General features: G+C 62.3%; 10 protein-coding genes. 7 read left to right on the forward strand and 3 right to left on the reverse strand.

Annotated features, from left to right (window positions below):
- Positions 1 to 122 precede the first annotated feature (122 nt).
- Positions 123 to 1,796, forward strand: coding sequence for a dihydroxy-acid dehydratase (gene ilvD, locus FQ746_RS08405; RefSeq protein ID WP_144108482.1), 1,674 nt, complete (start codon positions 123 to 125; stop codon positions 1,794 to 1,796).
- Between the two features lie 125 nt (positions 1,797 to 1,921).
- Positions 1,922 to 2,269: a c-type cytochrome gene (locus FQ746_RS08410; RefSeq protein WP_144108483.1), complete on the forward strand. Its 348-nt coding sequence runs from the start codon at positions 1,922 to 1,924 to the stop codon at positions 2,267 to 2,269.
- A 6-nt stretch (positions 2,270 to 2,275) separates the two neighbouring features.
- Here FQ746_RS08410 and FQ746_RS08415 read toward each other — a convergent pair whose 3' ends face one another.
- The 3 genes from FQ746_RS08415 to FQ746_RS08425 all read right to left on the reverse strand — a co-directional run bounded on the left by FQ746_RS08415 (position 2,276) and on the right by FQ746_RS08425 (position 4,825).
- A complete protein-coding gene (locus FQ746_RS08415; protein WP_144108484.1) occupies positions 2,276 to 2,749 on the reverse strand; it encodes a DUF2486 family protein in 474 nt (157 codons plus the stop codon).
- 53 nt (positions 2,750 to 2,802) lie between these two features.
- On the reverse strand, positions 2,803 to 3,219 hold the full coding sequence (locus tag FQ746_RS08420; RefSeq protein ID WP_144108485.1) for a DNA polymerase III subunit chi: 417 nt from the start codon (positions 3,217 to 3,219) through the stop codon (positions 2,803 to 2,805).
- Positions 3,220 to 3,313: 94 nt separating this feature from the next.
- Complete coding sequence (locus FQ746_RS08425; RefSeq protein WP_144108486.1) at positions 3,314 to 4,825, reverse strand: leucyl aminopeptidase; 1,512 nt, start codon at positions 4,823 to 4,825, stop codon at positions 3,314 to 3,316.
- Between the two features lie 150 nt (positions 4,826 to 4,975).
- Here FQ746_RS08425 and lptF point away from each other — a divergent pair, with 150 nt between their 5' ends.
- The 5 genes from lptF to FQ746_RS08450 all read left to right on the forward strand — a co-directional run bounded on the left by lptF (position 4,976) and on the right by FQ746_RS08450 (position 14,899).
- Positions 4,976 to 6,070 carry an LPS export ABC transporter permease LptF gene (gene lptF / locus FQ746_RS08430; protein WP_144108487.1) on the forward strand — a complete coding sequence of 365 codons (1,095 nt, stop codon included), beginning with the start codon at positions 4,976 to 4,978 and terminating at the stop codon, positions 6,068 to 6,070.
- A 3-nt stretch (positions 6,071 to 6,073) separates the two neighbouring features.
- Positions 6,074 to 7,222 (forward strand): LPS export ABC transporter permease LptG, encoded by a 1,149-nt coding sequence (lptG, locus tag FQ746_RS08435; RefSeq protein WP_144108488.1) that lies wholly within the window; start codon positions 6,074 to 6,076, stop codon positions 7,220 to 7,222.
- Between the two features lie 11 nt (positions 7,223 to 7,233).
- Positions 7,234 to 7,602 (forward strand): sirohydrochlorin chelatase, encoded by a 369-nt coding sequence (locus tag FQ746_RS08440; RefSeq protein ID WP_144108489.1) that lies wholly within the window; start codon positions 7,234 to 7,236, stop codon positions 7,600 to 7,602.
- A 133-nt stretch (positions 7,603 to 7,735) separates the two neighbouring features.
- Positions 7,736 to 11,275 carry an enterotoxin A family protein gene (locus FQ746_RS08445; RefSeq protein WP_186310675.1) on the forward strand — a complete coding sequence of 1,180 codons (3,540 nt, stop codon included), beginning with the start codon at positions 7,736 to 7,738 and terminating at the stop codon, positions 11,273 to 11,275.
- 159 nt (positions 11,276 to 11,434) lie between these two features.
- Entirely contained in the window at positions 11,435 to 14,899 is a 3,465-nt protein-coding gene (locus tag FQ746_RS08450) for an enterotoxin A family protein (protein WP_144108491.1), read from the forward strand.
- The last annotated feature ends 36 nt before the right edge of the window (positions 14,900 to 14,935 follow it).

The following is a 14,935-nucleotide window of genomic DNA, read 5'->3' on the forward strand; positions in this document are numbered from 1 at the left end:
ATTTTACGACCTAGTGGAGCGTGAATAATATATTGGACGCACGCATCGCGAAACTGCATCCTTGCCCGGCATGCCGGCACTAAACTGGACTGGCAGATAAAACAAACATTTAGGAGCCCCCCATGGCATACAACCGTCGTTCGAAAAACATCACGCAAGGCGTGGCCCGTTCGCCGAACCGCTCGATGTACTACGCGCTCGGCTATCAGAAGGACGATTTCGACAAGCCGATGATCGGCATCGCCAACGGCCACTCGACCATCACCCCGTGCAACGCCGGTCTGCAGCGTCTGGCCGATGCCGCAGTCGAGGCCATCAAGGGCGCCGATGCAAACCCGCAGATCTTCGGCACGCCGACCATCTCGGACGGCATGTCGATGGGCACCGAAGGCATGAAGTACTCGCTGGTGTCGCGCGAAGTGATCGCCGACTGTATCGAGACCTGCGTGCAAGGTCAGTGGATGGACGGCGTGGTGGTGATCGGCGGCTGCGACAAGAACATGCCGGGCGGCATGATCGGCATGTTGCGCACGAACGTGCCGAGCATCTACGTGTATGGCGGCACCATCCGTCCAGGCAAATGGAAAGGTACCGACCTGACCATCGTGTCGTCGTTCGAAGCCGTCGGCGAATTCACGGCCGGGCGCATGTCTCAGGAAGATTTCGAAGGAGTCGAAAAGAACGCGTGTCCGTCGACCGGCTCGTGCGGCGGCATGTACACCGCCAACACCATGAGCTCGTCGTTCGAGGCGCTCGGCCTGTCGCTGCTGTATTCGTCGACCATGGCGAATCCCGATCAGGAGAAAGTCGACTCCGCCGCCGAGTCGGCGCGCGTGCTGGTCGAAGCGGTCAAGAAAGACCTGAAGCCGCGCGACATCGTGACTCGCGAGTCGATCGAAAACGCCGTCGCCGTGTTGATGGCGACCGGCGGCTCGACCAACGCCGTGCTGCATTTTCTCGCGATTGCGCACGCCGCCGAGGTGCCCTGGACCATCGAAGACTTCGAGCGCATGCGCAAGAAAGTGCCGGTCATCTGCAATCTGAAGCCGTCCGGACAATTCGTCGCGACCGATCTGCACAAAGCCGGCGGCATTCCGCAGGTCATGAAAATCCTGCTCGACGCGGGCCTGTTGCATGGCGAGTGCATCACGATTACCGGCAAGACCATCGCCGAGGAACTGAAGGACGTGCCGGCCACACCGCGCGCCGACCAGCAGGTGATTTTCCCGATCGACAAGGCGCTCTACAAGGAAGGTCATCTGGCCATCCTGAAGGGCAATCTCGCCGAAGACGGCGCAGTCGCCAAGATCACCGGCCTGAAAAATCCGGTTATTACGGGCCCGGCTCGCGTCTTCGACGACGAGCAAAGCGCGCTCGAAGCGATTCTCGACAACCGGATCGTGGCCGGCGACGTGGTGGTGTTGCGCTATCTCGGACCGAAGGGCGGCCCGGGTATGCCGGAGATGCTGGCGCCCACTTCCGCGATCATCGGCAAGGGGCTTGGCGAAACCGTCGGGCTGATTACCGACGGGCGATTTTCAGGCGGCACTTGGGGCATGGTGGTCGGGCACGTTGCACCGGAAGCGTTCGTCGGCGGCACGATTGCGTTCGTGCAGGAAGGCGATTCGATCACGATCGACGCGCACCAGCTACTGCTGCAACTGAACATCGACGACGCCGAACTGCAGCGTCGCCGCGCCGCATGGCAAGCGCCGAAGCCGCGTTATACGCGCGGCGTGCTGGCGAAGTATTCCGCGCTGGCGTTGCCGGCGAACAAGGGCGCGGTGTCGGGTTGATGCTGGCCTGAAGCTCGATTGAAGCTCGATTGAAGCCGGAGCAAAGGGGCGCACGGCCAGCCGTGCGCCCCTTTGCTTTTATAATGCGTGCTCCGTAAGTCGGGCTATCACCGGCGGAGACCACAATGAAAACAAAGTCGTATGCGGCGCTCGCAGCAGCGGCTGTGCTAGGCGTCGTGCTGGGCGCAGGCAGTGCCGCAGCGCAAGCGCAACAGGAAAGCGCGAGCGGCCTCGCATTGGCTCAGCAGGAAAACTGCATGAGTTGCCACTCGGTCAAGCGCACCTTCATGGGTCCGGCGCTGCACGACGTCGCCGCCCGCTACGCCACCCTCGACGACGCCCCCGCCTATCTGAAACGGAAGATTCTGGATGGCAGCGTGGGCGTATGGGGCGAGGTGCCGATGCCCGCCAATACGCAACTCACGCCCGATCAGGCCGCCACGCTGGCCAACTGGATCCTGACGCTGAAATGAGCGCGCTCAAACCCGCGCCGACCGTCTCGCGATTTCTTCCTCAACGGCTTCGCGCACCCACCCGGTCATCTCGGTCTCTAGCGCCAGCGCGACCTCGCGTGTGATCTGGCTGACGAGCCAGGCGGTGTGATCCTGCAAAGCATCGCGGCAACGCGCCTCGACGATGCCGCGCCCTTCACCGGTCAGAAAACCTGCAAAACGCCCGCGCAGCCGTTCGGCAATGGCGCTGGCATCGAGCTGAGACTGCGGTTGCGGTTGGGATTGCACGCCTGGATCGCGCGCGATATCGGGCGGCACGCTGGCACCGGCCTCGATCGGCGCGACCGGTTCGGTCCGATCGAACACGCCAGCCGAAGCCGACGCCGGTGCGGATGAAGGCGCGGCTTCACCGTCATGCAACGCTCGCGGCGCCTGCGCAGGATTACCGTGAACGAGAATGTCCTGCAGAACGGGGATCGAATCGTCGTTGAGATCGGACACGTGCGCCTCCGTGGTAGTGTCGAAGGGAATGCTGGCGAGACCGGCAGTCGACGCTAGCTGCCCTGCTTGTAGTTGTTCAAAGCATAGCCGCGATCGCGATAGAAACGATAGCGCTCACGCCCGGCAGTGAGTTCCTCGTGTGCGTTACCGACCACTTCGAGCAATCTTTCGAAGCGCGCGAACTGCGCGGGCACCGCTGCGCCCAGATTGAGCAGCACCTGGTGATGCGGCAGATCGTCGAGTGTGGAGGTCAGCACGATGGGCGTTTGTGCGACGAGCGGCGTGCCGGCCATGCAGTGCGGAACGAAGTCGAGCGGCGAGAACGTCCACAACTGTTCGTCGAAGACCTTCAGGCGCGCGGGCTCGGCCAGCACGATGGTCGGCTGCCCCGCCTGATACGCCTTGCGGATCAGGCGGCACGCATACAGCAGCGAGTCGCCGACGTTCGAGTGAAAATCGATTCTCGTCATCGGCGGCTCCCACGTACGGCGCGGTATGCGCCGTACGTGCTGTCCGCGCCGTCACCCGCGCTGCCGCACACGGCGGCAAGCAGACTGCCTCGCGTCATTGCGCGGCGCGGTCGATCAGGAACTGCGCGAGCAACGGCACCGGGCGACCGGTCGCGCCCTTCGCCGCGCCGCTCTTCCACGCGGTGCCGGCGATATCCAGATGCGCCCACGGATAAGCGTCCGTAAAGCGCGACAGGAAGCACGCGGCCGTCACGCTGCCGGCCGGCCGGCCGCCGATGTTGGCGAGATCCGCAAAGTTCGACTTGAGCTGGTCCTGATACTCGTCGTCGAGCGGCAGACGCCAGGCCGGGTCCGACGCTTCACGCGACGCGTCGAGCAACTCGCCCGCGAGCGCGTCGTCTTTCGAGAACAGCCCGCTATTGTGATGACCCAGCGCGATGATGCAGGCGCCCGTGAGCGTAGCGATGTCGATCACAGCCGCCGGTTTGAAACGCTCGGCATAGGTCAGTGCGTCGCACAGGATCAGCCGGCCTTCCGCGTCCGTGTTCAGCACTTCGATGGTGAGCCCCTTCATGCTCGTGACGATGTCGCCCGGTTTCGTGGCGGTGGCCGACGGCATGTTCTCGACCGCCGGAATGATGCCGACCACGTTGATTTTCAGGCCCATCTCGGCGACCGCGCGCAACGTGCCGAGTACCGAGCCCGCGCCGCACATGTCGTACTTCATCTCGTCCATGCCCTCGCCCGGCTTGAGCGAAATGCCGCCGGTGTCGAACGTCACGCCCTTGCCGACCAGCACGACCGGCGCGGCTTTCGCGGCGCCGCCCTGATACTGCAGCACGATGAATTGCGCGGGGATGGCCGAGCCGGCCGTGACCGACAGGAACGACCCCATCTTGAGCGCTTCACATTGCTTTTCGCCGAGCACTTCGACTTTCAGCGCCCAGTCTTTGGCGAGCTTCTTCGCGGTGCTGGCGAGATACGACGGCGTGCACACGTTGCTCGGCAGATTGCCGAGGTCGCGCGTCAGGTCCATGCCGTTGGCGAGCGCGGCGCCCTGTTTGGCCGCGAGCCTGGCGGCTTTCTCGTCGCCGGTGCCGACGCTGAACACGATGCGCTTCAACGCGCGCGCCGTGGTGTCGGGCTTGCTCTTCATCTGCGTGAACTTGTAGGTCAGTTCGCGCAGCGCGAGGATGGCGGCACGCACGCCCCAGTCGGACGAGCGTTCAAGAATGGGCAGTTGCGCGAGCGTGAAGGTGACCTGCACGACTTTGGTGGCCAGCAGCGCGCGCCACGCGGCGCGCACGGCGTCGCCATAAGCTTTCTGATTGAAGGCGTCCTGCTTGCCGAGACCCACCAGCAGAACGCGCGAGGCGCCGATACCGGAGACTTCGTGCAGGAACGACGTGGTGCCGGCCTTGCCGTCTATGTCGCCTGCCTTGACGATGCGGGTGAGCAGCCCCTTGGTGGCTACATCGATCTCGAGCGCTGCGCCTGAGAGCGTTTGCGACTCGAATACACCGATTACGATGCAATCCGATTTCCCGGTCAGGAAACCGTTTGACGAGCCTTTGGTCCAATCACAGGCTTTTATGCTAAAGTCCATCGCGCTTGTCCTCGGATAAAATCTGGGCTTAGGATGAAGCCGCAATTATCCGCTATTTTTCCCGCGGCGGCTGCACCGGAGGCGTGACGGGAAGCGACCCACAAGAAGCGACCCCAGCGTCACTGAGAGCGCCCCCTCTCGCCATCAATAATGATCTTCGAACGCTCCCTCCAGCGCGAACTCGCGTATACGGCTGGTGCCGTGTTCATGGTTCTGCTCACGCTCGTGCTGACGACGATGATGATCCGCATCGTCGGCTTCGCTGCCTCGGGCGAGATCGACCCGCGCGACGTGCTGGTCCTGATCGGCCTGACCGTGATCGGCTACCTGGCCATCATGCTCGTCGCGACCCTGTTCGTGTCGATCCTGTTCGTCCTGACCCGCTGGTACAAAGACTCCGAGATGGTCGTCTGGCTGTCGTCGGGCGTCAGTTTGACCCAGTTCATCAAGCCGATCGGTATTTTCGCCACGCCGATCATCATCCTCATCATGTTCTTCGTGTTCGTCGGCTGGCCGTGGTCGAACCAGCAGAGCAAGCTGATCCGCGCGCGCTTCCAGCAGCGCGACGAAGTCTCGCTGCTCGCGCCCGGACAGTTCCGCGAATCGGCCACCAGCCATCGCGTGTTCTTCATCGAGAAGATGACGCCCGACCAGGGGCACGTCGAAAACGTGTTCGTCACCAGCACGGAGAACGGCAAGCTCAACGTCGTGGTGTCGAAAAACGGCCATACGGAAACGCGCAAGAACGGCGACCGTTTCGTGGTGCTGGAAAACGGCCGGCGCTACGACGGCGAGCCGGGGCACCCCGACTTCCGCATCATGGAGTTCGAGCGCTACGGCGTGAAGATTCAAAGTCAGCCGGTCATCAACACGCCCACCACGACGGGCACGCCCACGCTCACGCTGCTGCGCAATCCCACTCGCGACAACCTCGCCGAATTCGCGTGGCGCGCGGGTCTGCCCTTGATCGCGCTGAACCTGATGCTGCTCGCCATTCCGCTCGCTCACCAGAACCCGCGGCGCAGCCGCACGATCAACCTGGTAATGGCCGTGCTCATCTACCTGACCTATTCCAATCTGCTGAACGTGGTGCAGTCGTGGATCGAGCAGGGCAAGATGTCGTTCGGCGTCGGGCTGGTGGGTTTGCATATCGTCGTCGCGGCCATCGTCGCGTTCATCTTCTGGATGCGCGTGCGCAACCGGCCACTCTTCACGCGAGCCACGTTCGGCCGCTCGGGAGCCTGACCCATGCGCATCTATGAAAAGTATTTTGCGCGCCAGGTGTACCTCACGTTCATCTTCATTCTGTTTGCGTTTTCGGGTCTGTTCTTCTTCTTCGATCTGATCAACGAACTGAATTCGGTCGGTCACGGCAACTACAAATTCCAGTACGCGGTGTTGCGCGTCGCGCTGCAAACGCCGTCGCGTTTCTACGAAATCATTCCGGTCGCCGCGCTCATCAGTTCGATCTACGTGTTCGCGCAAATGGCCGCGAACTCCGAGTACACCATCTTCCGGGTGTCCGGCCTCGCGACCAATCAGGCGCTGCGCTCGCTGCTCAAAATCGGCATTCCGCTCGTGTTTCTCACGTATCTGATCGGCGAAGTCATCGGTCCGTACACCGACCAGTTGTCCGAACGCGTGCGACTCGAGGCATTGGGCTCGTCGGTATCCAGTAACTTCCAGTCGGGCGTCTGGGTCAAGGACACGCTGACCGCGCGCGCGGACGGCGAACAGGTGACGCGCTTCGTGAACGTCGGCGAGTTGAAGCCCGACGCCACCATCAGCAACGTGCGCATTTACGAATTCGACTCGAAATTCCGTCTGTCGAACGTGCGTATCGCGAAGAGCGGCACGTATCAGCCGCCGGGCCACTGGCAACTGACGGACGTGACCGACACGCAACTGATCGACGTGCCGCCGCCCGCCGGCACGCCCGCCGACGCATTGAATCCGGTGTATCGCGCGAAGCAGGTGAATCTGCCCGAGTATTCGTTGCGCTCGGAACTCACGCCGCAGATTCTGTCGGTGCTGCTGGTGTCGCCCGACCGCATGTCGATGTTCAACCTGTTCCGCTACATCCAGCATCTGACCGAAAACCATCAGGACACGCAGCGCTATGAAATCGCGCTGTGGCGCAAGCTGCTGTATCCGTTCGCGGTATTCGTGATGCTGGTGCTGTCGCTGCCGTTCGCGTATCTGCATACGCGTGCGGGCGTAGTGGGCGTGAAAGTATTCGGCGGCATCATGCTGGGTATGAGCTTCCAGTTGTTCAACACGCTGTTCTCGCATATCGGCACGTTGAATACGTGGCCTGCGCCGCTTACCGCGGCCACGCCCGGACTCGTGTATCTCGTGCTCGGCCTCGTCGGGCTGAAATGGGTGGATCGTCACTAGGAGCGAACGTCATGGCCCTGCATGGAATCGTCCTGTTCGGCCATGGCGCGCGCGACGTGCGCTGGCGCGAGCCATTCGAACGACTCGCCGACAAGCTGCGCGGCGCGCGCGATGCGACGCCGGTGACCCTGGCCTTTCTCGAACTGATGGAGCCCGATCTTCCCACTGCGGTGTCGGACCTCGTTGCACAAGGCTGCGACACAGTGACCGTGGTGCCGGTTTTCTTCGGTCAGGGCGCGCATATCCGGCGTGACCTTCCGCTCGTCATCGAGCGCTGCCAGGCGCTGCATCCGTCGATCCGGATCGACTGCGCGGTCGCCGTCGGCGAAGACGACGCGGTACTGGATGCCGTCGCTCAGTACTGCCTTCGCCAGCTCTGATTTTCCGTTCGGTTTGAACCATGCGTCGGTACCACCAGGTGCCGGACGTGATGCCTAAGATCGCCTCCAGGGATCGTCCGATCCTGCGAGGCCTTTCCTCGACATCCCGTCTCCTGGAGCATCGATTATGCGTGTGTGCGACCTTCCTTCCCGCTTCGTCAACGGCGCCCGTTCGACCGATGAGCGCCCTGCCGGCAACAGCGGCAATAGCGGCAACAGCGGCGATCCGACGCAGCAAACCGCCAGAGACGCAGCGGCGGCTTACTCGTCGGCGACCGCGTCTGCCACCGGATCCGCGACCGCACCGAACGCATTGCGAATCCCGACCCAGTCACCGCCCGCACTCACCGATTCCACACCGGACTCCAACGCACCCGCTGACGGCACCCGTGTAAAACGCGGTCCGGTTTTCAGTTCCTGCATCACCGATCACGGCGGCACCGCGCTCGCGCACTACTCGATTGCATCGGAACATTTCGACCAGGGCGACTACGCGGAAAGCAAGGGGCTCGCGAGCGGCGGTCTATGCGAAGGCATGGTTCGGGAAGTGATGCGCCGCATCGACCGCATACGCGACGGTTCACCGGGCCCGACCGGCGTGCCGGGCCGGGTCGCCATGCCGATGATGTCGGCCGTGCACGACATGCGCGCGGACGCGCGGTGGTCCTCCGCGGCGCGGCCGGATCTGTTCAGCCGGATCCAGCGATTCCAGAACTCGCGCACGCCTACGCTGGCCTTCAATGGCTACACACGTCACGAGTTCATCAGCTTTCGAAGTTCGGAGTCCCGCGACAGCCGTATGGTGCGTTTCTTCAACCATATAAACAGTTCGCTCGAGCATCCCAACGACATGGCGTATGTGCAACTGAGTCTGGAAACGGACAATCATCGCCATGATTACGGACACGCCATCCTCGTCCAGCGCGGCGCCGCGGGTCACTATTCGATCTTCGATCCCAACAACGGCGCCTACGAATACGCGAACTGGACCGATACGCGGCATGCGTTGCAGGACTACATGGACACGGCATTCAGCCACCGCTCCTCGCCGGAGGACCCGATTCTGGGCGGCACCCGGCCCATGTACCGGGTCGTCCCGTTCAAGATGCAGCAGTACTCGTCGACCCCGCCAGTCACCTTGCCCGGGCAGCAGTCGCAGACGCAGCCGCCCGCGCTTGCACCGCGACCCGGAGCGGCCGGATATGGACCGCCCGAGACATTGTGTGACGATCAGATCTATCGGCAGTACGCGCAGTCCTCGAATCCGATCACCATCGACGGGCTGTTCCCACAGGGGCCGGGGCAAGCAGGCGTGAGACGAGCCGCAGAATCGATGGGCAGTTACGTATTGCAGGAAGTCGCAGCGGGGCGAGCGCCGAACCTGAACGCCGCCGCCAACGGGTTGAGTCTGTCGCTCGGCAATCCGAATGCGCGTGCCGACGTCGTCGGCGACCTGAATGCCCGCGAGAGCCAGTATCAGTCGGCATCGACCACCGAACTGCAGGACCATACGCGGCACGCCGGCACGCTGCATGTCCCCAACGCGGAAGCGCTGGTTCAGGATATGAGAGACAAATTCGGTGCGCCGTACATCGGCGAAGGCGGATCGACCCGGTTCCAGAACGATCTGGCAGTCGTCGATCTGAACCTGGGCGCGGGCGCCGCCGGTGGGTCGAGACGGGAGCCCAGCCGTCCCGTGCTCATACAAAGGCTTCAGCAATCCAACGACTTCGCGACCGACTTATACCAGGTCTACGATCCGAATTTCGGCGTCTACACCTACCGCGGATTCGACGATATGTCGGACGCGCTACGACGCATGTACAACGCCGGTTACCGGGACGAGGGCGGCGTCGTCAGCGCCACCACGACGTGGTATTCCGGGCAGAGCGGCATCGAGGACACCAGCCTCACGACGTTCCAGATACCGCCATCGGCGCGCGCGCCCAACGTCACGCTGGACGGCGTCGAGCATCTCGTCGGCCAAACCCATCCCGGCCCGCACGTCGCGCCTCGCCGCGACCTCCCGGCGGCGCCGGACGAAAACCATATCGCGCTGCAAGACGCTTTTCAGAAAGTCGACCTGAAGAAACGGTCCACCGGGTTACAAACGTCGGGCGATCCGTGGGTGGTCTTCCGCCCTTCGATGGAATCCCCGCAGTCGATCAGCTCGAAAGGCGGCTTCAGCGCCGGCTCGACGCCACTGCGCGACGTCAGTCTGCTCACGCATGATTTCGACGTTGCCGCGCATGGCGGTCTGACGGACAGCGCCGGCTATCTCGGCACCTTCGAGGACCCGCTTACCGCGATCGAACGGCAACGGCAGCAGCCCCGGCAAGGCTTCATCTATGCGATCGCGCCGTCGCCGAACATGGTCGATGTCAACGCAAGCCTCGGCCGCTACACACAGCAGCACGACAGCCACGAATTCGCCGCAATGGGTCACATCGATTCCACGCAGATCATGGGTTGGTGGCGAATGGAAGATCTGGAGCAAGGCCGCAAAAACGCGTTCGTCGCCAATCCAGAGTTCCGCTGGGACGTCTACAGTCACACGCCGCCTGCCGGCGCGCAGCCGCAGTTGGCCCGCTTTCCGATGAACAGTCCCGCGTGGCAGGACCCGGTCTATCGCCCGTTCGCTGCGGACCGCGGTCTCGACGGACGGCCCAAGGACGTGATCCCCAAGCAGGACCCTAACCTGACGCAGGCCAGCTTCTATGCCGATGCCATGATGAAAATCGATCAGGCAAGAGACCGGCAGGCGAACGGCAAGGACTATCGCGGGCCTTTGACCTTGAAACCGTATGGCGGGGAGACCGACTACATCGTCTACGCCGATGGATCGGACCAGCCGTACATCGGGAAGAAATCCGCTGTCGACCAGTATCCGGAAAATAAGAAGCAATTTGCCCTAGGTGGCGACGGCCGCTTCCACTACGCCGACGATTATCAGAAGGTTCTGCTCGTCGGCCATGACGGCTATCTTTACGTCGGGCCGATTCCGTCCAATCCACGCCTTGTCAACGGCGTGTTTCACATCGATGGAAGCAACCCTGCGCGCCTCATTCATGTCGAAGACGGGAAATATCTGACGGTCGGCAAAAGCGGCTGGACGCCGTATGTCGAGAATTACGACACGGGGTCGAGGTCGAGGTGGGCCCTGACGAATCCCAAGGGCACCATAGTGAGACCGCCCGCCGTCAATTTCGCCACGTTCCTGTGGGAGAAAGACTTCGAGGCCCGCAAGAAGCTCTTTCACTTCGTTCAGAATCCGGAGTCCCAGTTGCCGCCGGGGACATCGCAATTTCTCACGCAAGGCATGCCGGGCTCACCCGATGAAAATCCCGAGGAGGATCTGGCGCACGCCGTCGACCACCTTCAGCGATTTGGCGGAGCCGATGTGGTGATCCAGACGATGATGTCGGAAAACGCGGCCTGGATTTTTCGCGACGGTTTTTACGCGGTCCCCGTTCGCCGCGATCTGCTCGAATTCCGCACGCTGAGCGGCCGCACGGTCCTGCAAGCGAAGGTCGATCTGACCAACGGTAAAGAGTCGTGGACCCGCCTGGGTTCCATATCGAGCTATTTCCATATCGACGACGACACGTGGAACGATCTCAAGGCCCGCGAGTACCGGCGCTTCGATCTGAGATACAAGCTGCCGGCGGGATAAAGACCGCCGTCCCGACGCGAATGGCAAGCGGGCACATGTGCGCGGTTCGGCTTGCGATGCTCCGATACCACCCGGGCGCCGGTTGCAATGCCTAGGATCGTCTTCATGGATTGATGGATCCAGCGAGACATTTCAGGCCTTTCTCCCGGAGCACCGATCATGCGCATCTCCCGCATACCTTCCGGCCGCGACACCTGCGCCGCGCAAGACTTCTCGACCGCTGAACCGAACCCGGAAGATTGCCCGGCCAGTTCGGGCACCGTGCGCGACCTTATCCGGCAGGAGAGCAAACGGGCCGCCAGCTACACGGCGGCGCCGCGAGCCCGTTCGGCCGAAACCGGCAACAGGGCCGCGCCCGCTTCTGCCGGCGCCGATTCAGGCGGCCGAGTGAAACGCGGTCCCGTTCTCAGCGCCTGCATTTCCGATCGCGGCGGCAAAGCGTTGGCGTACAACGCGATTGCGTCGGAGCGATTCGACCAGGGCAACTATCTGGAGAGTCGCGGCCAGGCAAGCGGCGGACTTTGCGAAGGCATGGTTTTCGAGGCCATGCGCCGGCTCGACCGCGGGCGCGGACCACTCGCAGCGGGCGAGCAGTCCACGCTTCCCTTGATGGCCGCGGTACACGACATGCACGCTGAAGCCGCACAGTACGGCAGCGCGAGAGAGCCTCTGTTCGCCCGCATCCAGGGTTTTCAGAACGCGCGCAGTTCACTCGGCTTCACGTCCTATATCGCGCAGCCGTCGATCAATCTCCACAGGCCTGGATCTCGTGAAACCCGGATCGCCTATTTTCTCGATCAGTTGAAAGGATCGCTGCAGCACCCCAACGACATGGCCTATGTGCAATTGAGCCTGGAATCGTCGACCGGTCGAGGGGATTACGGGCACGCCATTCTGGTCCAGCGAGGCGCCGACAATCACTATTCGATTTTCGACCCCAACAATGGTGCATTCGAATACGCGGACTGGCGGGACACGGCTCAGGCGCTGGAAGAATATATGCTCACCTCGTTCAGACGGCGCGCGTCTATCGAAGACGAGCTATCTCCCGAGACCGGAAGCGGCTACGAAGTCGTACCGTTCAAAATGCAGGTGTATCTGCAAAAATCACCCGTCGGTGCGACGCAATCCCAGCCCGCTCCAATACCGACTCTGTCACCGAGGCCAGGTCCCGCTGGTTATGGACCGCCCGAAGCCGAATGCGACGACCAGATTTATCAGGAGCATGCGCAGTCCTGGAGTTCCGTCGCCATCGACGCGCTGTTCCCCCACGGGACGGGATCGGCGGGACTCAGAAGTCCGGCCGAGTCGATGGGCAGCTATGTGCTGCAAGAAGTCGCAGCGGGAGGATCGCCCGATCTCCTTTCCGCCACGAACAAACTGGGAAATTTGCTGAATAACTCGCAAACGCGAACACAGACCATCGCCGATCTGAATGCCCGCTACGAGCCTTATCAATCCGCGTCGGCCACCATCGTGCGCAATCACACCCGGCACGGCGGCACGCTCCAGACCGGTAACGAGGAAGATCTCGTCAGCGACCTGTGGACACACTTCAGCGAAACGTACATTGGTGAAGGCGAGGCAACCCGGTTCCATAACGATCTGGCAGTCATCGACATGGCGTTGGGTTATCAGGTGCCGGGCGCGTCGAGCCGCGACCCCAGTCGACCGATCATCGTTCAGCGGCTCATGCAGAGGGCCGACTTTTCGAGCGACGATTACCAGCTTTACGACCCCTACTCCGGGGTCTATGTCTATCACGGGTTCGAAGATATGTCGGCCGCTGTCCGGCGCATCTACAACTCGGGCTACAGCGACGAAGGCGGGATTGGGCACGCCACGACCACGTGGTATGCGGGAGCGGCCGGAGTCGCCGATACGACCGACGAGGCGTGGAGAACCCAACCGTTGTCGGTCGCTCGAAACATCACGCTGGACGGGGCAGAAAACGCGGTCGGCCACGTGCATCATGGCGGGCACGTTCAGCCGCTCCCCGGTCTGCCCGCCGAACCCGACGACAACCGTCCCTCCCTCAGGACCTTCGTTCAACGCACCGACCTCAAACGCGCTGCGGGACGCGACTCGCTCCATGATCCGTGGGTGCTCTTTCGCCCTTCGACCGACACACCGGATCAGGTACGCAAGAGAGGCGGTTTCAGCGCCAGCGCGACGCCACTGCGCGACGTCAATCTGCTCACCCACAACTTCGATATCGCTTCGCACCGGGGAGAAACCGATAGCGCGGGCTACCTGGGTACATTCGATAGCCCGGCGGTCGCAATCGAACGTCAGGAAAATCAATCCGCTGAAGGCTATATCTATGCGCTCGCCCCGTCCCCCAACATGGTCGATGTGAATGCGAGCCTCGGTCCTCATGCATTCGCGCGAGGTCAGCACGAGTTCGCCGCGATGGGGTACCTCGACGCGACGCAGATCATCGGATGGTGGCGTACATCCGATCTGAAAGACAGACGGTTCGGGGAATTCGTCCCCAACCCGGATTATCGATGGGACGTGTACGGGCGCACGCGAACCGCTGGCACGCAACCTCAACTGGCCCGCTTCAAGATGAACGACCCAGCCTGGCAAGAGGCCGCCTATCAGCCGTTCTCATTGCCTCGCGGCGGCCCGGGGAGACAGGGCTTGATCCCGAAAGGCGACCCCAACCTGAGGTCGGCGACCTTCTATCTCGATGCCATGCTGAAAATCGATCACCTGGCCAACCAGCAATCGGCCGGCAAAGATTATCGCGGGCCGATGGTCCTGCGGGCCTATGGCGGAGATGGGCGATACATACTCTATGCGGACGGACAGGATAATCCCACCATCTATAAACAGTCCTACGCCGACGGGTATCCGGACTTCACGACGCAATTCGCGATGGGCAGCGACGGGCGTTTCCACTACGCAAAGAACTACAACAAGATCCTGCGGGTCGGGTACGACGGATACCTGTACGTGGGCACACTTCCCAAAGACCCGTGGAGCAAGGTCGGCATGTTCCGTTTCGACGGCTCCCGGCTCAGGTCTGTCGAGGATTCCCGATATCTGACCGTGGGTAAGACGGTGTACACCCCCTTCGTCACTGACTACGACGCCGGGTACCGGTCGTCCTGGTTACTGACCAAACCCGCCGGCGGGAAGGTCATGCCGCCTACGGTCAACGAAAACAGCTTTTCACGGGACAGCGACATCGAAAGCCGTCGCAAGCTTTACAGGTTCAGCCAGGATCCGGAGTCCATTTTGCCACCGGGTACGACGCAATTCGTTACGCAGGGTGCGGCCGACGTTCCCGAAGGTACGCTCGCTCAAAGTGTCGATTTTTTGAAGCGTGAGGGCTACGGCGAGTTCGTCATCGAGACGCTGACTACGCGCAATGCCGCCTGGATTTTTCGTGATGGCTTCTATGCGGTTCCGCTTGGTCGTGACCGGCTAGAAATACGCACGATTGCCGGCAAGCCGGTTTGGCAATTGAAGGTCGATCTGGCGAACGATCAGGAGACGTGGACACGGCTCGACCCGAATCCGGTCAACTTCACGATCGACGACGATCTCTGGCAGAACATCAAGACCCGCGAGTACGCCCGTGAGGATCTGCGGGAAAAGCTCATGAAGACGTGACGCGGTAGCAACAACGCCGCTCTCGCGACGGCGAGG

It is taken from the genome of Paraburkholderia sp. BCC1886 (assembly GCF_900996245.1).
Taxonomy (GTDB): Bacteria; Pseudomonadota; Gammaproteobacteria; order Burkholderiales; family Burkholderiaceae; genus Paraburkholderia.